19 protein-coding genes are annotated in these 19787 nt (G+C 66.2%); 12 read left to right on the top strand and 7 right to left on the bottom strand.

Features of this window, described 5'->3' with window-relative positions:
- Window positions 1-51: 51 nt before the first annotated feature.
- Window positions 52-831 (bottom strand): biotin--[acetyl-CoA-carboxylase] ligase, encoded by a 780-nt coding sequence (locus JOF56_RS15805; protein ID WP_209638495.1) that lies wholly within the window; start codon window positions 829-831, stop codon window positions 52-54.
- A gap of 75 nt (window positions 832-906) precedes the next feature.
- Here JOF56_RS15805 and JOF56_RS15800 point away from each other — a divergent pair, with 75 nt between their 5' ends.
- From JOF56_RS15800 to JOF56_RS15790, 3 genes are read left to right on the top strand one after another with little or no spacing between them, the layout of a single operon-like run.
- A complete protein-coding gene (locus JOF56_RS15800; RefSeq protein ID WP_209638493.1) occupies window positions 907-2553 on the top strand; it encodes an acyl-CoA carboxylase subunit beta in 1647 nt (548 codons plus the stop codon).
- Entirely contained in the window at window positions 2550-2765 is a 216-nt protein-coding gene (locus JOF56_RS15795) for an acyl-CoA carboxylase subunit epsilon (RefSeq protein ID WP_209638490.1), read from the top strand. Before JOF56_RS15800 ends, JOF56_RS15795 begins: the two co-directional genes overlap by 4 nt.
- 57 nt (window positions 2766-2822) lie before the next feature.
- A complete protein-coding gene (locus JOF56_RS15790; protein WP_209638489.1) occupies window positions 2823-4730 on the top strand; it encodes a Xaa-Pro dipeptidyl-peptidase in 1908 nt (635 codons plus the stop codon).
- Window positions 4731-4782: 52 nt separating this feature from the next.
- Here JOF56_RS15790 and JOF56_RS15785 read toward each other — a convergent pair whose 3' ends face one another.
- A complete protein-coding gene (locus JOF56_RS15785) occupies window positions 4783-5892 on the bottom strand; it encodes a CU044_5270 family protein (protein ID WP_209638487.1) in 1110 nt (369 codons plus the stop codon).
- The gene (locus JOF56_RS15780; RefSeq protein WP_209638485.1) at window positions 5879-6439 is read right to left on the bottom strand and encodes an RNA polymerase sigma factor; all 561 of its coding nucleotides are present in this window, start codon (window positions 6437-6439) and stop codon (window positions 5879-5881) included. The genes JOF56_RS15785 and JOF56_RS15780 overlap by 14 nt, the downstream gene beginning before the upstream one ends.
- A 374-nt stretch (window positions 6440-6813) precedes the next feature.
- Here JOF56_RS15780 and JOF56_RS15775 point away from each other — a divergent pair, with 374 nt between their 5' ends.
- The 4 genes from JOF56_RS15775 to JOF56_RS15760 all read left to right on the top strand — a co-directional run bounded on the left by JOF56_RS15775 (window position 6814) and on the right by JOF56_RS15760 (window position 10876).
- Window positions 6814-7362, top strand: a complete 549-nt coding sequence (locus JOF56_RS15775; protein ID WP_307855117.1) for a PadR family transcriptional regulator — start codon at window positions 6814-6816, stop codon at window positions 7360-7362.
- Complete coding sequence (locus tag JOF56_RS15770) at window positions 7359-8732, top strand: DHA2 family efflux MFS transporter permease subunit (RefSeq protein WP_209638483.1); 1374 nt, start codon at window positions 7359-7361, stop codon at window positions 8730-8732. The genes JOF56_RS15775 and JOF56_RS15770 overlap by 4 nt, the downstream gene beginning before the upstream one ends.
- 14 nt (window positions 8733-8746) lie before the next feature.
- The gene (locus tag JOF56_RS15765; protein WP_209638481.1) at window positions 8747-9346 is read left to right on the top strand and encodes a Maf family protein; all 600 of its coding nucleotides are present in this window, start codon (window positions 8747-8749) and stop codon (window positions 9344-9346) included.
- 207 nt (window positions 9347-9553) lie between these two features.
- Entirely contained in the window at window positions 9554-10876 is a 1323-nt protein-coding gene (locus JOF56_RS15760) for a dicarboxylate/amino acid:cation symporter (protein WP_209638479.1), read from the top strand.
- Here JOF56_RS15760 and JOF56_RS15755 read toward each other — a convergent pair.
- On the bottom strand, window positions 10873-11508 hold the full coding sequence (locus tag JOF56_RS15755; protein WP_209638477.1) for a hypothetical protein: 636 nt from the start codon (window positions 11506-11508) through the stop codon (window positions 10873-10875). The genes JOF56_RS15760 and JOF56_RS15755 overlap by 4 nt on opposite strands.
- A gap of 143 nt (window positions 11509-11651) precedes the next feature.
- Here JOF56_RS15755 and JOF56_RS15750 point away from each other — a divergent pair, with 143 nt between their 5' ends.
- Genes JOF56_RS15750 through JOF56_RS15730 form a run of 5 tightly spaced genes read left to right on the top strand, consistent with a single transcriptional unit; the run spans window position 11652 to window position 16001 of the window.
- Entirely contained in the window at window positions 11652-13448 is a 1797-nt protein-coding gene (locus tag JOF56_RS15750) for an acetyl/propionyl/methylcrotonyl-CoA carboxylase subunit alpha (protein WP_209638475.1), read from the top strand.
- 18 nt (window positions 13449-13466) lie between these two features.
- Window positions 13467-13871, top strand: coding sequence for a DUF1707 SHOCT-like domain-containing protein (locus JOF56_RS15745; RefSeq protein WP_209638473.1), 405 nt, complete (start codon window positions 13467-13469; stop codon window positions 13869-13871).
- A gap of 13 nt (window positions 13872-13884) precedes the next feature.
- Entirely contained in the window at window positions 13885-14328 is a 444-nt protein-coding gene (locus JOF56_RS15740) for a DUF1707 SHOCT-like domain-containing protein (protein WP_209638471.1), read from the top strand.
- A 41-nt stretch (window positions 14329-14369) separates the two neighbouring features.
- On the top strand, window positions 14370-14918 hold the full coding sequence (locus tag JOF56_RS15735; protein ID WP_209638469.1) for a DUF1707 SHOCT-like domain-containing protein: 549 nt from the start codon (window positions 14370-14372) through the stop codon (window positions 14916-14918).
- 42 nt (window positions 14919-14960) lie between these two features.
- On the top strand, window positions 14961-16001 hold the full coding sequence (locus JOF56_RS15730) for a DNA adenine methylase (protein ID WP_209638467.1): 1041 nt from the start codon (window positions 14961-14963) through the stop codon (window positions 15999-16001).
- Here the strand turns inward: JOF56_RS15730 and JOF56_RS15725 are convergent.
- Genes JOF56_RS15725 through JOF56_RS15715 form a run of 3 tightly spaced genes read right to left on the bottom strand, consistent with a single transcriptional unit; the run spans window position 15988 to window position 19767 of the window.
- Window positions 15988-16638 carry an ABC transporter ATP-binding protein gene (locus tag JOF56_RS15725; protein WP_209638465.1) on the bottom strand — a complete coding sequence of 217 codons (651 nt, stop codon included), beginning with the start codon at window positions 16636-16638 and terminating at the stop codon, window positions 15988-15990. The genes JOF56_RS15730 and JOF56_RS15725 overlap by 14 nt on opposite strands.
- The gene (locus JOF56_RS15720) at window positions 16635-17285 is read right to left on the bottom strand and encodes an ABC transporter ATP-binding protein (RefSeq protein WP_209638463.1); all 651 of its coding nucleotides are present in this window, start codon (window positions 17283-17285) and stop codon (window positions 16635-16637) included. The genes JOF56_RS15725 and JOF56_RS15720 overlap by 4 nt, the downstream gene beginning before the upstream one ends.
- On the bottom strand, window positions 17278-19767 hold the full coding sequence (locus JOF56_RS15715) for an ABC transporter permease family protein (RefSeq protein WP_209638461.1): 2490 nt from the start codon (window positions 19765-19767) through the stop codon (window positions 17278-17280). The genes JOF56_RS15720 and JOF56_RS15715 overlap by 8 nt, the downstream gene beginning before the upstream one ends.
- Window positions 19768-19787 lie beyond the last annotated feature (20 nt).

Below are 19787 nucleotides of genomic sequence, written 5' to 3'. Positions count from 1 at the left end.
TGATGACGCACGTACCGTACCGCTGGCGGGTACGTCCAGTGTCGCAGAGTCTTAAGAGGCCCGAAGGTGAACCACGTCGCCGGCAGGTACCGAGTGGTCGTGCCCTTCGGCGTCACGCACAACAAGCGTTCCGTCTGTCTCGAGGTAGCGCGCGGTACCGACAAGCTCCTTGTCACCTGACAGCTCGACGCGTACGTCCTGGCCGAGCGTCAGACAGTGCTTGCGGTACTCCTCGTGCAGGCCGCTGGCGAACGGGTCGCCCTCGGCTTCGCGCCACGGCCGCTCCCATTTGTCCAGCTCAAGCAGCAAGCTCGTCGCGAGTTCGGTGAGATCGAGCTGGTGCGCGCCCTCCGCTATCAGGGATGTCGCCTCGATACCGCCAGGGCCGAGCCGCGCGTCGACGGCGCCGACGTTCAGGCCTATGCCGAGTACGACGCCTTTTTCCTTGGTCACGGCCAGCACACCCGCGCCTTTGCGCTGCTTGGGACCGAGCAACAGGTCGTTCGGCCACTTGAGCGCGGACTGCACGCCTGCCTCGTCGGCGACGTTGGCGAGGGCAACCCCCGCGAGCAGGGTCAGCCACGGTACGCGTACCGCGGGCACACCAGGCTCGTAATACACGCTCATATACAAACCGCCTGGCGGCGACGTCCACTCACGGCCACGACGGCCCGCACCTGCGGTCTGCTCACGCGCAATCAGCACTGTGCGGTCGGGGGCGTTGACGCCTTCCAGATCCGCGTTTGTCGACTCAGTGCTGTCGACGACCGTTATGCCCGAATAGGGGCCGTTCGGTTCCACCAAGCGTCGGGTTAGCACATCTACGTCCACACCGAGAACCCTAGATGGTGACGAGCGCAACGGCGGGAATCCCCGGGACGGCGCGCCTGGCTAGAGTGCCAGCCCATGAGCAGTGCGTCGCAGCCCATTGGGCCGCCACCGGGTGCCGACACGAACACGGACATCCACACGACGGCAGGCAAGCTGGCGGATCTCTACCGCCGCAACGACGAGGCCGTGCACGCCGGGTCGGCCCGCGCGGTGGAGAAGCAGCACGCCAAAGGCAAGAAAACCGCCCGTGAGCGGATCGACATGCTGCTCGACCCGGGCTCTTTCGTCGAGCTGGACGAACTCGCCCGGCACAGGTCCACGAACTTCGGCCTGGAGAAGAACCGGCCGTACGGCGACGGCGTGGTGACCGGCTACGGCACCGTCGACGGCCGCCCGGTATGCGTGTTCAGCCAGGACGTCACCGTCTTCGGCGGCGCGCTCGGCGAGGTCTACGGCGAGAAGATCGTCAAGGTGATGGACCTGGCGATCAAGACCGGCCGGCCGATCATCGGCATCAACGAGGGCGGCGGCGCGCGGATCCAGGAAGGCGTCGTCTCGCTCGGCCTGTACGGCGAGATCTTCATGCGCAACACGCGTGCGTCCGGCGTGATCCCGCAGATCTCGCTAATCATGGGTGCGAACGCGGGCGGGCACGTCTACTCGCCCGCGCTGACGGACTTCGTGGTGATGGTCGACAAGACGTCGCAGATGTTCATCACCGGGCCGGACGTGGTGAAGACCGTGACCGGCGAGGAGGTGACGTTCGAAGAGCTCGGCGGCGCGCGGACGCACAACACCAAGTCCGGCAACGCCCACTACCTGGCCTCCGACGAGGACGACGCGGTCACCTACGTGAAGGAACTGCTGTCGTACCTGCCCTCGAACAACCTGTCCGACGCGCCTGTCTTCCCAGGTGAGGACACCGGCGACGGTTCGGTCGCGGACATCCTCAGCGACACCGACCGCGAGCTGGACACGCTGATCCCGGACTCACCGAACCAGCCGTACGACATGCACGAGGTCATCACCCGCGTGCTCGACGACGGCGAATTCCTTGAGGTACACCAGCTGTTCGCACCGAACATCCTGGTCGGCTTCGGCCGCGTCGAAGGGCGTGCGGTCGGCGTGGTCGCCAACCAGCCCACCCAGTTCGCGGGTTGCCTGGACATCGACGCGTCGGAGAAGGCAGCGCGGTTCGTGCGTACGTGCGACGCGTTCAACGTGCCGGTGCTGACGTTCGTAGACGTGCCAGGCTTCCTGCCGGGTACGGACCAGGAATGGAACGGCATCATCCGTCGCGGCGCGAAGCTCATCTACGCGTACGCCGAGGCGACCGTTCCGAAGGTCACCGTCATTACGCGCAAGGCGTTCGGTGGCGCGTACGACGTCATGGGCTCCAAGCACCTCGGCGCCGACATGAACCTCGCGTGGCCGACGGCGCAGATCGCCGTCATGGGTGCGCAGGGCGCGGCGAACATCGTGCACCGTAAGACGCTCGCCAAGGCCGCAGACGAGGGTAAGGACGTCGAGGCGTTGCGTGCCGAGCTCGTCCAGGAGTACGAGGACACGCTCCTCAACCCGTATGCGGCGGCTGAGCGTGGTTACGTCGACTCCGTCATTCCGCCTTCCTATACGCGTGGCTATGTGGCACGTTCGCTGCGCATGTTGCGTGACAAGCGTGAGACGTTGCCGCCCAAGAAGCATGGGAACATCCCGCTATGACAGCTTCGGACAGGCCGCTGCTCCGGGTCGTGCGGGGCACGCCAGACGACATCGAACTGGCCGCGTTGACCGCTGTCGTGGCCGCGCTTCCCGCGCCTTCCGTTGCCGCCGAGGAGCCGCCTCAGTCCGCCTGGTCGGACCCGGCCAGGCGGATGCGGGTGTCGCTGCCGTCGGGGCCGGGCGCGTGGCGGGCCTCGGGATTTCCTCGGTAACTGGCAACAACTTTCGGCTCTGACATCCGGGCACGCGCTTGACCTAGCGTGCCCGGTATGTCACTTCGTGGTTGGCTGACTGCCTGTTCGTTGAGTCTGATCGGGCTGCTGTCGGGACTGGTCGTCGTGCCTGCCTCGGCCGCGCAGCCGGCGTACGTCATCAAGGACGGCGTTACGCAGCCGGTGTTCTCGTTCGCCGACGCCGTCCGGGAGACCGTCTGGGTGGACATCGGACTCGACCTGGACAGCAACGGCGTGGGTGACCGCGTGGCCACCGACATCATCCGGCCGGCCACGACCGACCGCGTACCGGTGATCATCGACGCCAGCCCGTACTACGCGACCTCCGGGCGTGGCAACGAATCCGAGCGGAAGTCGTACGACTCCGCGGGCAAGCCGGTGAAATTCCCACTGTTCTACGACAATTACTTCGTCCCGCGCGGATATGCGGTGGCTCTGATCGACTTCAGCGGGTCTTCGCGTTCCACGGGGTGCATGGACACCGGTGGGCGGTCCGAGGTCGCTTCGGGCAAGGCGGTGATCGACTGGCTGAACGGCCGCGCGACCGGGTATTCGGCCGTGTCCGGCGGTTCCACGGTTTCGGCTTCATGGTCCACAGGTGCCGCCGCGATGATCGGTAAGTCTTGGGACGGCAGTATTACGCAAGGTGTGGCGTCCACCGGGGTGGACGGACTACGCACAATCGTTCCCATTGCCGCGATCAGCTCCTGGTACGACTGGTTCCGGTCGGACGGTGTTTCATTCCGCGGATTCGGCACCCCGACAAGTCTTGCGTCCGGTTTCGAGAACGCGAATGCCCAGTCTCGTTGCGCGGCAGTACGTTCCGAGATGACTTCGGGCGCACCTTCGAATGGCGACTTCACACCGATGTGGCAGCAGCGTGATTACGTACGCAATGCGGGCAACGTGAAGGCCGCAGTGTTCTCGGTCAACGGGCGTGCGGACCTGAACGTGAAGTCCATCAACTGGGGCCAATGGCTCGACGCGCTCCCGGCGTCCGTGCCCCGCAAACTCTGGCTGTCGCAGACCGGCCACATCGACCCGTTCGATTTCCGTCGCGCGGAATGGGTCCAGACCCTGCACCGCTGGTTCGACAGGTGGCTGCTGGACATCCCGAACGGAATCGAGAACGAACCCAGGGTTTCGGTCGAACGCGGCGTCGACCAGTGGAGCGACACAGCCACCTGGCCGCCCTCCGGAACCCAGCGCCAAACGGTGTATCCGGTCGCGGGTTCTGTCGCCGGAGTCGGCACATTGAGTTCTTCCCCAGGCAGCTCGACTTCCGCGTTCACCGACAACGGCTCCGGAACGCCAACCTCCTACATTGCGTCCCCCAATGCCACTTCCACCCGCCGCGTGCTTTACAGCACAGGAGCTTTGACCTCAGACCTACGAGTCGCCGGCATTTCCCGGATTACCGTCGCCGCAACGCCTTCCACCTCCTCAGCCCACTTGTCGGCCTACCTGGTGGATTACGGCCCCGCCACTTCCCGCAGCACAACCGGCGAGGGAATCCGAACCCTGACAACAGAATCCTGCTGGGGCGAAAACCGAACCGGCGACGACGCCTGCTACCGGGACACCGAGCCCACCACCGCATCAGTGGACGCCCAGGTAATCGCCCGCGGCTGGGCGGACCTCGCGAACTACGCCTCCCTGAGCACACCCCGCACACTGACCCCAGGAACCAAGTACACCATCACCTTCAGACTGTCCACAACAGACTGGACTGTCCCTCGCGGCCATAGGCTCGCACTGGTGATCGCCGGCACCGACAGCACCATGACGCCGTCTCCGGCCCAACTCCCCCGCGTGACAATCAACCTGAGCGAAACCTCAGCCCAAATCCCCATCGTCGGCGCAATCCCCCAAGCCACAACCATGGCACCCCTCGACACAACGAAGATCCAAGCCGACCCAGCCCCAGGCCGCCTCGACAACTGAACAGCTGAGGGAACCCGCTCGCCCTGATCGCGAGCGGGTTCGTTTCCTCCGGTCAGCGGGCCGGTGGGGTTCCGATGGCGTCGGCCACGCCGATGGTCACCGCGCTGGAGTCGAGTAGCTTGCCGGCTGAGGTGTCTTGGAGGGTTCGGTCACCGATGTAGTCACCGGTACTCTGGTCGACGATCATGTCCTTGGTCCACTTCCACTGCGAGTCGCTGACCCTGATTGCGATGCCGGTTCGGCCGTCCAGGTTGGCCAGGTTGTCGACGGTCGTCATGCCGGGGATCTTGGTGAGTGCACGGTAGATTGCGGCTCGTAGGTCGCCGGGGATCTCTCCGGTGCCGAGAACGCTTTGCGCGGCATGGAATGCGCAGGCTTCAGCCAGGCATGTCGAGTCCCTGAGCAGAACGAACAACTGCTGAGGGTCACGCGTCAGCCCGGCCAGGAACTCTGGTGTGGGATTGAGGATGCTCACCGGAATCGGCGGCGCAGGTTCCTGTTTGTCGATGTTGACGCCAAGTGGCAGCGCGCCGTCCGGAACCGAACGCGGCGGTGCGGTTTGCTTGGGCGGGACAAGGTCCGGCAAGGTGAACTTCCCGTTCTTCGCGCGGGACTCCCATGGAGTGACCTCGTTGAAGTAGAACGGCGCGTCCATGGCCTCCTGTTTGGTACAGGACTTGGTCTCCAGTGGTTCGGTGTGGGTGGTGCGGCGCAGCCAGTCCTGGTCACGGTCGGCCGGAATCCAGGTCTCCTCGGTCTGTTCGTACCGGTACCAGCAGTTGGCGTCGAGGGCCCCGTGCAGCACAACCCCAAGCCACCTGGACTCTTTCTTCTTGATGTACCGATACTGGCCGGACCCGACTGGACTGTCCGTGGCGTTCACGGTCATGTCCGCCGCGGTGTTCAGGACCGTCACCGCATCGGCGGAGGGCGTAAGCCCGGAATCGCTGAAGTTGATCACGGCCATGGTGCCGGCCGTGAGCGCTGCGACGGCGGCCGCCGCACCGATCCATCGCCGCGGCTGCCGATGCGGAGACTGCACACCTGCGGCGCCCGCGAGCACTCGGTCGCGTCCGGCATCGAAGTTCGTCTCCGACATCGGCGGCACGTCCGGCGCCAAGTCCCGCACGGCGAAATCAACCCGGTCCTCATCGTGACGCATGGCGCTCAACCTCCTGATCGTCCATGGTTTCCTCGGTGTCCACCAGTCCACGCAGCCGGCTTCTGGCTCGGTGCAACCAACTGCGCACGGTGCCGACTGGGACGTCGAGCACCTCTGCGATCTCGACGGGAGCCAGGTCGCCCCACGCGACCATGAGCAGCACGTCACGCTCCTCGACCCGCAGCTTGGCCACGGCAGCAGCCAGCTTGCCGGCGAGCGTCGCCGCGTCCGCGATGTCCACCACCCGGCTGCTCAGGTCGATGCCAGGCACCTCCCGAGCACCGTGCCGTGTCCATGCCCGCAGACGCCGGACCTCGGTACGAACATGGCCCCGCAGCACATTGCTGGCCATGCCGTACAACCACGCCCGCGGACTCGCCCGGGACGGGTCGTAACGCTCACGGTTCTGCCATAACAGCAGGAACGTCTCAGCGACCAGGTCGTCCGCGACATCCGGCCCAACGCGCTTGGACAGATAGCCGTGCAGGGGTCGCGCGTACTCGTCGTACAGCTCCGCCAGAGCCGGCAACCCGTCGAGATCACTCATCCTGTGCACGGCCTCTTATTGACCGCAGCGGCATGCGGCGTTGCAGCCTTGTTCACAGCGATCTCCACAGTGCCTGTCGACGTCAGGAGCCACACCCCGGCGGCCTCCGCCCCTGGAATCCAGCCTAGACAGCAGGGGCGACAGTTCTGGGTGGCGGCGGGTCCTGGCTGTGGATGGGCGCTCAGTGTGGACAGGTCCGGGTAAACGATCTTCGGGTCACCGAAACTGTCGGACCCCATCGGTAGGCTGGAAATCGGGGGGCCGAGGGCCGCGTGGGTGCAGGTGTGGGCTGTTGCTGTTGCGGTGGGGTTGCGGGGATGGGGTTAGCGTTGATCTTTGTCCGGAATGGTTTCGGCGGATCAATGGGGTGTGACGTGAATCTGTCGCCCTTGGCGTTGCTTGTGCTGGAGTTGCTGGCGGAGCGGGAGATGCATCCGTATGAGATGCGGCAGCTTCTCGCGCGGCGGGGGCGGGATCGCAGGATCAGGGTCACGCCGGGCTCCTTGTACCGGTCGGTTGAGCGGCTGGCTGAGGATGGGCTGGCTGAGGTCGTGGAGACGAGCCGGGAGGGCAGGCGGCCCGAGCGGACTGTCTACGCGATCACGGGGGCTGGGCGGGAGGCCTTCGCGTATCGGCTGCGGGAGATGCTGGCCAAGCCGGTGGATGAGTTTCCGCAGTATCCGGTTGCGCTTGTGTGCATGCACGCGCTCGGCAAGCAGGATGCGCTTGATCAGCTCGCGCGGCGGCGGGTGGAGCTCGAAGCCGAGATCGCCCGGTCCCAGACGACTGGGCCGCGTGAGGTTTTCATGGTCGACCTCGACTATTCGCAGGCTATCCGACGGGCTGAGCTGAGCTGGACCACGCAACTGATCGAGGACCTCACCTCAGGCCGCCTCGGGTGGCCGGAGAGGGCAGCACAATGAGCAGGAGCTGGGCAGCGCTTTTCGCACTGTGCTTCGGGTTCTTCATGATTCTGCTGGATACCACGATCGTGAATGTGGCCATCCCCCGTCTGATCACCGATTTACCGGCCACGCTCAATGAGGTTGTCTGGGTCAACAGTGTCTATCTGCTGACGTTCGCTGTTCCGTTGTTGCTGACCGGACGGCTGGGGGATCGGTTCGGGCCACGCCGCCTTTACCTCATCGGCCTGGTTGTCTTCACGGTCGCGTCGTTGTGGTGCGGGCTGGCGACGTCCGCGTCCGAGCTGATCGTGGCGAGGGCTGTGCAAGGGCTTGGGGCTGCCGCTCTCACGCCGCAGTCCATGGCGTTCATCAGTTTTCTGTTCCCCACCAATCGGGGGACGGCCATGGGGGTCTGGGGGTCGGTCGCCGGGCTGGCCACGATCGCCGGGCCGGTGCTGGGCGGCCTGCTGGTGCAGACGCTGGGCTGGGAGTGGATCTTCTTCGTCAATGTGCCGATCGGGATCGTCGCGCTCGTCCTTGTTCTCGCGCTCGTCCCGGATTGGCAGCCACGCCACAGTCACCGGTTCGATGTACCCGGCATCATTCTCAGTTCACTCGGCCTGCTCGGTCTGGTCTTCGGCATCCAGAACGGTGAACAGCTCGGGTGGGACGCGGTCGCGTGGCCATTGGGTGCCGGGGCCGCCCTGATCGGGATCTTCCTTTGGTGGCAGGCAAGAAACCCGAACGAGCCGCTGCTTCCGCTCGAGCTGTTCCACAACCGCACGTTCTCGTTCGGCAATCTGACCGGGGTGCTGATCGGGTTCGCGATGTCCGCGATGTTCATCCCGCTGACCATTTACCTGCAGTCCGTGCTGCACATGACGCCGTTGCAGGCCGGGCTTTTCATGGGTCCGATGTCGGTGGTCTCCGCTGTGCTCGCGCCGTTCGCCGGGCGGTTGTCCGACCAGATCGAGGGCAAGTTCATCGTCATCTTCGGGCTGATGGCCTACGCGATCGGCATCGGCAGCATCGCCCTGATCGCGCGGCCGGAGCTGAACGCCTGGTGGCTGGTGCCGGGGCTGCTTCTGTGCGGAGCCGGGATCGGCACGATCTTCAGCCCGCTGTCGAGCACGTCCATCTCCGGCCTGCAGCCGCAGCTGATCGGCGCGGGCGCGGGCATCTACAACATGTCGCGACAGGTCGGCAACGTGCTCGGCAGCGCGGCCGCCGGTGTGCTGATGCAGGCCCAACTGGCGGCCACGAACGATCTCACCGAAGCCGCGGGCAACACCATGCTGCTGCCCGCCGTCGTGCTGCTCGCCGCGGTGTTCTTCGCCGCCGGGATGCGCAAGCACGTCCCCGAGCCGGAGTTCGCGTTCGCCGACTAGTTACCCTGCCGGACGTGCGCCTCATTCTCGCCTCCGCGTCCCCCGCCCGGCTCAACGTGCTCAAGCAGGCCGGGATCGAGCCGATCGTCCAGGTGTCCGGTGTGGACGAGGACGCCGTCCAGGCCGCCCTGCCGGACGCGAGCCACCAGGAGCTGGTGACCGCGCTGGCGCGGGCCAAGGCGCACGCCGTCGCGGAGGTCACCGAGCACAAGGACGCGGTGATCGTCGCGTGTGACTCGATGCTGTCGATCAACGGCGAGATCCTCGGCAAGCCGGGCACGCCCGAGCGCGCCAAGCAGCGATGGGCGACGATGGCCGGCAAGAGCGGCGAGTTGCTCACCGGGCACGCGGTGATCGTTCTGGAGAACGGCAAGCAAGCCTCCGACTGGGAGAGCACGACCGTCCGGTTCAGCATGCCGACCGAGGCCGAAGTGGACGCCTACGTCGCCAGCGGTGAACCGCTTCAGGTCGCCGGCGGTTTCACCATCGACGGCAAAGGCGGCTGGTTCGTCGACGGGATCGACGGCAACGCCTCCAGTGTGATCGGCATCAGCCTGCCGTTGACCCGCCGGCTGCTCGCGGAGGTCGGCATTAGCGTGACCACCCTCTGGTAAGCCTGGTCACAGCCAGGGGCGTTGGGGAAGATGTGACAGACGGTCAACTGTTCTAGACCATTGCTGTCTACATCGGGAGGGACGTCACCGTGCGTTATTCCCTGCTGCTGACCCAACGCAGGTACCTCGACCAGGGCCGGCTCGCCAGCTCTGTGTGTCCGGACTGACCACCTCAGTCCTGTTCCGGCTCACACATCGGGGTGACCCATGTCCTTTGTCCGCACATACACCAAACCCAAGGTCTTCGGCCTGATCACGCTCGCCGCCCTCGTGCTCGGCGCGTTACTTGGCTTCATAGCGAAGAATTCGAACGTCTCGTGGCTGGCGGAGACGCTCGACACGATCGGCACCGTCTTCACGAACCTCTTGCAGGTGACCGTTATCCCCCTCGTGTTCACGGCGATCGTGGTCGGTGTGAACAGTCTGCGGTCGCTCGGCGGGCCACACACCGCCGCACGGCTGGGCGGCAAGACCCTGCTGTGGTTCGCGACCACGTCCCTGATCGCGGTGCTGATCGGCATCATGATCGGGCTGATCGCCAGGCCCGGCACCGGCGTGCAGGTCACGCCGTCGCAGGCGACTGTCGACCGGCTGTCCCAGCGCGCGCAGGGCGACTGGTGGACCTTCATCAAGGATCTCGTCCCGGACAACTTCATCGCCGCGTTCTCCGAAGGCGACGTGTTGCAGGTCGTGTTCCTCGCGCTGTTGATCGCCACGGCCACATACGCGCTCGGTGACCGCGCGAAACCGTTCGTGGCGTTCAACCAGTCGGTGTTCGACGTCATCCAGAAGGTTCTCGGCTGGATCATCCGGCTGGCGCCGCTGGGTGTGCTCGGCCTGATCGGCCACGCCTTCGCCACGTACGGCAACCAGTTCATCAAGCCGCTGTTCTCGTTGATCTGGACGGTGTACCTGGGCGCGGCGCTGATCCTGTTCGTGGTCTACCCGCTGCTGCTGAAGTTCGTCGGCAAGGTCAGCCCGCTGAAGTTCTTCGCCAAGGCGTGGACCGCGCTGGAGTTCGCGTTCGTGTCCCGTTCGTCGGGCGCGACGCTGCCGTTGAGCCGGCAGACCGCGGTGAACCTCGGTGTGGACCGTGGTTACGCGGGATTCGCGGTTCCGCTGGGGACCACCACGAAGATGGACGGTTGCGCGGCGCTCTACCCAGCGCTGGCGACGATCTTCATCGCGAACATCTTCGGGGTGCAGCTGAGCTTCGTGCAGTACCTCGGGATCGTGCTGGTCGCGGTGTTCGGCGCGCTGGCCACGGCGGGCACGACCGGCTGGTTCACCATGCTCACGCTCACCCTGAGCGCGATCGACCTGCCCGCCGAGGTGATCGCGACCGGTATCGCGATCGTCTTCGCCATCGACCCGATCCTGGACATGATCCGCACGGCGACCAACGTCGCAGGCCAGATCACCGTCCCGGTCCTGGTCGCACGCAGCGAGGGCCTGCTCGATGACGAGGTGCTCAGCGCCCCGAGCGCCCCGCCGCTGCTCGAACCGGAAAAGGAGCCCGCGAAAGTCTAAGGACAGGGCTTGCGGAGCTGGTTGTCCGCAGGATGCACGGTGGGCCAGCCGGGCAGTTTGTCCGGCTTGTTCACGACCGCCGTGCACCCGATCTCGGCGCCGTCCAGCGTGAACACTTGCGCGAAGTAACCGCGCTGGACGGCCACGACCTCGGGGGCTCCGTCCCCGCGCACGTTGGCCAGCGACAGGTAGCCGCCGGTGGCGAGATACTGCTGTCCGGTCGCGCTCCACTTCCCGGAACGGCCGACCACGACCTCACCGATCATTGCGTTGCCGTCCACGTCACCGCGGATCATGCACGCGGAAAGTGTTCCGACCGTGCAGTGCAGGGATTTCGGCGTCAGTACGGCACCCCGGCCGGTGATCGTCGCCTCGATCAGCCGGTCGTCGCCGATCCTCAGCCGTCCGGACCGGGCGCCCGCGTCGGCGATCAGTTCGATCTTGGTGCTGCCGATGATCGTGGCCAGCATGACCGAGCACGGTTCGACCCGGCAAGTCACCGGCCCCTGCGGCACCGCCGACGTCGTCGGCGTGTTCGGTGGTGCCGCCGCGGCCTCCCGCTTGATCCGCAGATAGGCAGACGCACCCACCGCACCGGCCGCGACCAGTAACGACAGCAGTACGGTTAGCAAAACTGAACGCCCACGCCCCACCCCGTAAGGGTAGCGAGACAAGGGTCCAACCGTGGCCTTGCTCGCAGTTGGGCGGCCGTTTTGAGCCGTAAACTGCCCCGAAGGTCAGCACCGGGGATTTTCTCGCACAAGGAGGAGTGGGCGTGCCCGAGTCGGCAATCACGACGGATCTGGCTTCGCTGCACAAGGTACTCATCGCCAACCGCGGGGAGATCGCCGTCCGGGTGATCCGGGCGTGCCGGGACGCCGGGTTGGCAAGTGTGGCCGTGTACGCGGATCCTGACCGTGACGCACCTTTTGTCCGGCTGGCCGACGAGGCGTTCGCGCTCGGCGGCTCCACCCCGGGCGAGTCCTATCTTTCCTTCGACAAGCTGCTGGACGTGGCCAAGCGCGCGGGCGCGGACGCCGTGCACCCCGGCTACGGCTTCCTGTCCGAGAACGCGGACTTCGCGCAGGCCGTGCTCGACGCCGGGCTGATCTGGGTCGGCCCGGACCCGCAGGCCATCCGCGACCTCGGCGACAAGGTCACCGCGCGGCACATCGCCACGCGCGCCGGTGCTCCGCTGGTCCCAGGCACCAAGGACCCGGTCGCCGGGCCGGACGAGGTCGTGGCGTTCGCCAGGGAACACGGTCTCCCGGTCGCGATCAAGGCCGCGTTCGGTGGCGGCGGCCGTGGCCTGAAAGTGGCCCGCACGCTGGAGGAAATCCCCGAGCTGTTCGACTCCGCGGTTCGCGAGGCCGTCACGGCGTTCGGCCGTGGCGAGTGCTTCGTGGAGCGTTACCTTGACAAGCCGCGGCACGTCGAAGCCCAGGTCCTGGCCGACAAGCACGGCAACGTGATCGTGGTCGGGACGCGGGACTGCTCGCTGCAGCGCCGCCACCAGAAGCTGGTGGAGGAGGCGCCCGCGCCGTTCCTGAGCGACGAGCAGCGCGCGAGCATCCACTCCTCGTCCCGGGCGATCTGCAAGGAAGCCGGTTACTCGGGTGCTGGAACGGTCGAGTTCCTGGTCGGCCAGGACGGCACCATCTCGTTCCTCGAGGTCAACACTCGACTGCAGGTCGAGCACCCGGTCAGCGAGGAGACCACCGGGATCGACCTGGTCCGTGAGCAGTTCCGGATCGCCGACGGCCAGCCCCTGCGGTTCACCGAGGACCCCGAGCCGCGCGGTCACTCGTTCGAGTTCCGGATCAACGGCGAGGACGCGGGCCGTAACTTCCTGCCCGCGCCGGGCACGGTGACCACGTTCGTCGTGCCGGACGGCCCTGGTGTCCGGGTGGACGCGGGTGTCGAGTCCGGCAGCGTGATCGGCGGCCAGTTCGACTCGCTGCTCGCCAAGCTGATCGTCACCGGTGAGAACCGGGAAGAGGCCCTGCGCCGGGCCCGGCGGGCGCTCGACGAGCTCGTGGTCGAGGGCATGGCCACGGTTGTGCCGTTCCACAAGGCGATCGTGCGGGATCCGGCCTTTGTGGAGAGCTTCACCGTGCACACGCGGTGGATCGAGACGGAGTTCGAGAACAAGATCGAACCGTTCACCGCTCCGGGTGAAATCGGTGAGGAAGAGCCGCGCCAGACCGTGGTGGTCGAGGTCGGCGGCCGCCGCCTCGAGGTCTCACTGCCCGGCGACCTGGCCATTTCCGCTGGTGGAGGCGGTGGCGGCGGGGTCGCGACGAAGACCGCCAAGCCGCGTAAGCGCAGTGGCGCCAAAGGGGCCGCCGCGGTCTCCGGCGATGCGGTCGCCGCGCCGATGCAGGGCACCATCGTCAAGATCGCGGTCGAGGACGGCCAGCAGGTCGAGGCGGGCGATCTGATCGTCGTACTCGAGGCGATGAAGATGGAGAACCCGGTCAGCGCGCACAAAGCGGGGACGGTCACCGGGCTCGCGGTCGCGAGTGGCGAAACGGTCACGCAAGGTAGCGTCCTGTGTGAAATCAAAGACTGACGTTCCTACACTAGGGATATGGCACCGAGCGACGGCAACGTCCGGATCGGCACCTCAGAGCGAGAGGAAGCCGTCCGGGCGTTGGCCGAGCACATGACTGCAGGGCGCTTGGACGTCACCGAGTACGACCAGCGCTGCGCGCTCACCGCCGCGGCCAAGACCCGCGCGGAGCTCGCCGCGATCTTCGACGATCTGCCCGAGCCGAACCCGATGCGGGACATGCCGCCCCCGGCGCGGGCCCCGATCCCGATGCAGCCGGCCGCGCCGCTGGTGGAGAAGGAACGCAACAACACCAAGGCGATCATCATCGGGTTCGTGGTGTTCTCGGTCGCCGCGATCGTCACGGTAACCGCGATCCTCGGTGAGTGGTGGGCCCTGGTTCCCGCGTTGCTGATCGTGATCGTCCTGGCGATCGCGTCCTGACTAGGATTCCGCCATGGCACAGCGCCCGTTCATGCATGTGAGGATTGGCGACAAGGAACGGGACGAATCAGTCACGCTGCTCGCCCAGCACTTCTCCTTCGGCCGCCTCTCACCCACCGAACACGAGCAACGGCACAACGCGGCGCGCGCGGCCATATTGCGTTCCGAGATCGAGATCCTGTTCGAGGACCTGCCCGCGCCGCACCCGGATCTCAGCGCGGCCGAGCCACCACCATTGACCCCTGATCAGCGCAAGGAGCTCGACGCGAGCCGGGAAACGCCGCTGTCCAGCGCGATGAATGTGGTCGGCGGGCTGTCGTTGTTGTTCGGCCTTCCCGCCGGAATTGTTCTCGGGTTCACCCTGGGTTGGTGGTGGACGCTGCTCGTGGTGTTCGCGGTGATGATCATCTCGATCGTGCTGTCGGCGGTGACCAAGAAACGCAGGATCCACGACTGATGTCAGGGTTGGTCTCAGCTTCGCCGCCGTACGATTGACCTGTGAGTGATCCCGAGATCCGTGTGGGAGACGCCGAGCGGGAGGAAGCCCTGCAGGCGTTGGGTGACCACATGAGCGCGGGGCGTCTCGACATAGATGAGTATGGCGAGCGCACGGCCCGCGTCGCGGCTTCCAAGACCCGCGGGGATCTCCTTGCGCTGTTCAAGGACCTGCCCGACCCCAAGCCGGCGTTCCTGCCACCGGCCACCGTCCAGGCCTCGCCGATGCCCGAGCCGAGCACTCCCGCACCGCGTCCGACCACGCCCGTCGGCGCCCGGATCTACGCGGCGATCGTGCCGGTGGCCTGGATTGTCGCGGCAGTGCTGTTCTTCGCGGTGAAGACGCCGTTCATCTTCGCGTTACCGGTGATCGTCATGATGGTCGGCGCGAGCGTCTGGGGCGACGACTGGTCGCGTGCGCGGCGGGAACACCGCGAACGCCAGATACGCCACCGTGAGCACCGCCAGCAGTGGAAGAACCAGCACCGCAAGTACTGGGAGGACAGGCGGCGTTACTGGGACGGCCGGCCCCGCCGCGACGACTACTCCTGACGAAACCGCCTTGGCGCCGCGGGCATGGGTCATGATGGCGCGATGACCACGCCTGACATCAGTGCGGCGCTGGAACGCACCTCTGTCTTTCCCCGGCTCAGGTACATGGGCTCCAAGTACAAACTGGTGCCACACCTGGCCAAGGTGTTCACCGAGATCGGCGGGCGCACCGCGCTGGACGCGTTCTCAGGCAGCGGTGTCGTCTCATATCTCCTGAAATCCCTGGGATATCGGGTCAGCTCGAACGACTTCCTCAATTTCCCATCGGTCATCACCCGCGCCACTGTCGTGAACCAGACGGTCCTGCTGACGAAGGACGACATCGAAACCGTCTGCGGCCCCGCGGCCGATGATCGCGACTTCATCCGGCGAACCTTCGACGGCCTGTACTTCACCGCTGAGGACCGTGAGTTCCTCGATACGGCATGGTCCAATATCGCCCAGCTTACCGACGACAAGCAGGCGATAGCGATATCGGCGCTCGTTCTCGCCGCCGCGCGAAAGCAGCCACGCGGAGTCTTCACCATCACCGATCTTCGTTACGACGACGGCAGGCGCGACCTCCGGCTCCCGCTCTCCGAGCATTTCCGGGAGCGCGCGGCCGAGTACAACAAGGTCGTATTCAACAGCGGGGTACAGAACCGGGCATTCCGCAGCGATGTGTCCACCCTGGAACCAGGTGGGTACGACATCGTCTACCTCGACCCACCGTACGCTCCGCCGCGCGACGACAACGACTACATCAAGCGCTACCACTTCCTGGAAGGTCTCTCCGTCTACTGGAAAGACCAGAAGATCATGGAGAACACCAAGACCAAGAAGCTGGAGAAGCGATTCACGCCGTTCGCCTACAAACGCACGATCACCGAGGCACTGCGGCAGACCTTCAAGCAGTTCAAGGATTCCACGATCGTGCTGTCGTACTCCTCCAACGCGGTGCCCGACGCCGGAACCATCGCGGGCCTGTTGCGAGAATTCAAGGGCGATGTCCAGGTCCGCCCGGTGGACCACAAATACTCGTTCGGCACACACGCCACAGCGCAGCGCCGGGACGTGTCGGAGTATCTCTTCATCGGGCGGTGATCAGCTGTCCTTCCTTGAGTTCCAAGCGGCGGTGTGCCCGCGCGGTCAATGTGGGGTCGTGCGTCGCGATAAGACAGGCGCTTCCCTCTGCCACGAAATCCAACAGCAGTCGTACAGCCAGCTCGATTGTCGCGTGGTCGAGGTGCGCGGTGGGCTCGTCTGCCAGCAACACCTTCGGTCGGCCGGCGACCGCGCGAGCCAAGGCCACCCGCTGCCGCTGGCCGATGGACACTTCGGCCGGATAACGCCGTGCCAGCTTGCCGATCCCCAGTGTGCCAAGCAGATCCGCGGCCCTGGCCATCGCATCGGCCACCGGCCCGCCGCTGAACAGCATCGGCGAGGCCACGTTCTCTTCCAGCGTCAGCTCGTCCAGCAGGCCGAAACTCTGTGGCAGCACCGCCATCGTCGACCAGGGCGGGCAAACACCCTCAGGCAGGCCCGCGACCTGCACTGATCCCGCATCCGGCACGTCGAAACCTGCCAGCAGCGCCAAAAGCGCGCTCTTGCCGGAGCCGGAGCGGCCCACGAGCGTGACCAGTTCGCCTTCGCGCAACTCCAGTCCGACATCGACGAGAACCGGGCTGCTGAAACTGCGCGATACACCAGAAACGCTGAGAACCGTACTCGACGCTGTCATCGCTCCCCCAACCGGAACACTCTCGCCGCGACCTGGAGAACGGCGTCGTCATGCGACGCGACGACCACCGTCACTCCGAGCCTGACCAGGTCCAGCAATGTCTCGATCACCAGCTCCGCGGACTTGGCGTCCAGCTGCGATGTCGGTTCGTCTGCCAGAACGACCTCCGCGCCCGCGGCCAGTGCGGTCAGCAACGCCAGGCGTTGCTGCTGACCGCCGGACAACGCGCTGATCGCCCAGTCCGCGGTTCCAGGCAGGCCAAGGCGGTCCAGCAGACCGATGTCCGGGTCGGGCGCGCCGGCGAGCTGGGCGGCGGCCCGCAGGTTGTCGCGGACGTTGAGGTAGCTGAAGAGATTGTCGACCGGGCTCTGGAACACCAGGTGGACGCGGCGCCTGAGCGACCTGCGGGCTCGTTCGCTGAGACCGGCGGTGTCGTTGCCACGCAAGGAAACCGCGCCGCTGGTGGGACGTTCCAGGACGCCGAGGATGCGCAGCAACGTGGACTTGCCCGAGCCGGATGGGCCCGCGAGCACGGTCAAGCCGTCGCCCGGGATGTCGAACGTCGCGTTCCTGACCGCCGTGACCTCGCCGGACGGCGTTCGGTAGCGATGCACGACATCGCGGACCTCGTAGACAACGTCAGGCACGGAGCAGCTCCCTTACCTTGGCCCGCCGGGCAGCTCGGACGGCGTAGACGGCGACGAGGACGACGCCTGAGATCGCCACCGCGAGCGTCAACAGGCCGACACCCTGCAGGCTCGCGGGTTGCGGAATCGGTGCCAGCATAGGGAACGGGTCAAGTCGCTGCGTGATCAGTTCCAGGATCAGCCAACCGCCACCGACGCCGACCACTGTGGCCGTGCCCGCCAGGATCGCGAGCTCGACGAGGTGCGTGACAAGCAGAGCTCGGGCGCGTAGCCCCATTCTGGCAAGCAAAGCGTGGGCGACAGCCGTGGACCTTCGGCGGGTCTCGACCGACACCAAGAGCGTCACCACGGCGACCGCTGCGAGCGCGAACCCGAGCACGATGAAGAAAGCGAAGATCCATGCGACGACGAGGAACGGCAGTTGCTCGGTCGCACCGCTCGCGTTGACGACTTCGCTGGTCTGGTCGCCGTTCGCGTTGAGCACCGCGACGGCCTGCGCGGGATCGCCCCTGGTCAGGATCTGCTGGGTGAAACCGCGCCGGATGTCCGGGCTCACCGCCCGCCAGGACGCGATGATCATGCCCTCGTACTGGCCGGTCGCCGGGAAGCTCGGCACGGTGCCGGCAACACGCATCTTGGACAGGTAATCACCCGGAGAGATGAACTCCGACAGCGGGTACTTGCCCGCGATGATCACCGGGATCGTGCCGTCGGTCGTCGGTTTGTTCAGCACTGCCATCAAATCGGTCAGGCTCTTGTCCGCCCAGCGATCCCGCCACCGGGCGCCGTCGGCGAACGTCTCCGGGTCCACGATCAGGATCCGGGCACCGATGTTGCCCTTGATCACCAGCTGGCTGAACGCGATCCGGGTGGCCTGGCCCTTGAGCCCGGCCGGCACGCCTTCGGCTTCGGCCGCGCTGCGTACCAGCGGAATCGCGTGATCCGAGCCGACCCGCATCCAGGTCTTGTCGGCGAGGGACTCACGTTCGGTCTGCGCGACACCGACACCGGCCGCGATCACACCGATCGCCAGACCGGCGACCGCCAGCAGCGCCACAGCGACTTTCCGTTGCGCCGCGGTCCTTCTCAGCGCCCACAGCACAGTCGGGTTCCGCCAGCCCTTGAGCCGGTGACTGGCCCTGGACAGCAGGCCGGCGAGCCTGGCGACCACGCCGACGACGAACACAATGCACAGCAGTGGGAACGCGAGCGCGGCCAGGCTCACAGTCGGCAACTGGTTGCTCGGGTCGATCTGGATGGCGTGGTCCGCGCTCGTGGTCCACACGACGATCGCGGCGACCCCGGCCAGCACTTCCCACGGGATCTTCTTGGCCAGCACGACAATCCGGCGCGGCGCGCGTTCGATCGCGCTGAACTCACGGCGCACACGCATGGACGTGACCACGCCTAGAACTGTGAGGCCGATCAGCCACGTGATTGCGGCCAGAATCGCGGCGCTGCCGGGCGCCCAGCCGTCGAGTTGCCGGGCCGGCGCCAGCAGCGGTGTGATCAGCCAGGCCATCGCCCAGCCCGCGATCGCGCCGGCGAGCAGCGGACCGCCCATCTCCAGCACCGCTTTGCCGCCGATGGCCGCCGGATGCACTCCGCGCGTCCACAGTAGACGAACCTCGGCACTGCGGCGCTGCAACCATTGGGAGGCAAGCCCGATCACTCCCAGCAACCCGGCCAGGACGCTGATGACCGTGAGCGGCAGGACGGCTTCACGGACCGTTTCCTGAGTATGCGCGGCCGATTTCGCGCTCAACGCGGCGTAGTCCGTGACTGCCGGCTTGACGTTCAACGCTGCCACCAGCTGTGGCGCCATCTCCGCCGTGTCGGCCGCCCAGGCGTCGATCTGTTCCCGGGTCTGCAGTGGCCGGTTGGCGACGATGTCCACATGGCTGCCGATGGACGGCTTGGGGCCCAGCTTCGCCAGCAACTCGGAGGTGACAAGGAAAGGCGCAGGCGGGTCGTTGACGCCGGCCACCGGCTTGGGCACGATCTGCCCGCGGTCGGCACACCAGTATTCGCTGACCGGGTCGGTCATCCGCTCGTAGACCGCGCCGACGAGGACGGGCTGCCGGTCGATGGCGATCATGTCGCCCGGCTTCACCTTCAGGCGCGCCGCGACGGTGTGCGGAATCCAGACGCCGTCACGATTCCCGCCCGCCAGGACCTTGACATTATCGAACGCGTTGTCCCGCGTGATCAGGTAGGCCCAGTCGGCCGGGCCTTTCGCCACGAAGATCCTCGTCCGGTAGGTCTGCGCGCCGTACCGGTCCGCGATCCGTTTCACCTCCGCGTCCGTCGACGGCGGCAGATCGACTTTCGAAGCGTCCAGCCGCAGGCCGTTGTCGGTCTCACATCGATGACCCACCACGTACTGGGTCGCCGCGGACCCGGACGCCGAAACGTAAAACGCTGTCGCGGATGCGACGAACGCCAGAACAAGCCCTGTCACCAAACCGACGACAACGGTCACAGGGCTGCTCAGTGCCGCGC

Source organism: Kibdelosporangium banguiense (assembly GCF_017876405.1).
In the GTDB taxonomy this organism is placed as follows: Bacteria; Actinomycetota; Actinomycetes; order Mycobacteriales; family Pseudonocardiaceae; genus Kibdelosporangium; species Kibdelosporangium banguiense.
Note: the sequence above shows the minus strand (reverse complement) of the source record. Positions and strands in the feature narration are given on the sequence as shown.

Excerpts from the sequence above, each read along its gene's own strand:
- JOF56_RS15800 (WP_209638493.1), top strand. The coding sequence starts at position 907 with ATGAGCAGTGCGTCGCAGCCCATTGGGCCGCCACCGGGTGCCGACACG.
- JOF56_RS15795 (WP_209638490.1), top strand. The coding sequence starts at position 2,550 with ATGACAGCTTCGGACAGGCCGCTGCTCCGGGTCGTGCGGGGCACGCCA.
- JOF56_RS15790 (WP_209638489.1), top strand. The coding sequence starts at position 2,823 with ATGTCACTTCGTGGTTGGCTGACTGCCTGTTCGTTGAGTCTGATCGGG.
- JOF56_RS15785 (WP_209638487.1), bottom strand. The coding sequence starts at position 5,892 with ATGCGTCACGATGAGGACCGGGTTGATTTCGCCGTGCGGGACTTGGCG.
- JOF56_RS15780 (WP_209638485.1), bottom strand. The coding sequence starts at position 6,439 with ATGAGTGATCTCGACGGGTTGCCGGCTCTGGCGGAGCTGTACGACGAG.
- JOF56_RS15770 (WP_209638483.1), top strand. The coding sequence starts at position 7,359 with ATGAGCAGGAGCTGGGCAGCGCTTTTCGCACTGTGCTTCGGGTTCTTC.
- JOF56_RS15760 (WP_209638479.1), top strand. The coding sequence starts at position 9,554 with ATGTCCTTTGTCCGCACATACACCAAACCCAAGGTCTTCGGCCTGATC.
- JOF56_RS15745 (WP_209638473.1), top strand. The coding sequence starts at position 13,467 with ATGGCACCGAGCGACGGCAACGTCCGGATCGGCACCTCAGAGCGAGAG.
- JOF56_RS15740 (WP_209638471.1), top strand. The coding sequence starts at position 13,885 with ATGGCACAGCGCCCGTTCATGCATGTGAGGATTGGCGACAAGGAACGG.
- JOF56_RS15730 (WP_209638467.1), top strand. The coding sequence starts at position 14,961 with ATGACCACGCCTGACATCAGTGCGGCGCTGGAACGCACCTCTGTCTTT.
- JOF56_RS15725 (WP_209638465.1), bottom strand. The coding sequence starts at position 16,638 with ATGACAGCGTCGAGTACGGTTCTCAGCGTTTCTGGTGTATCGCGCAGT.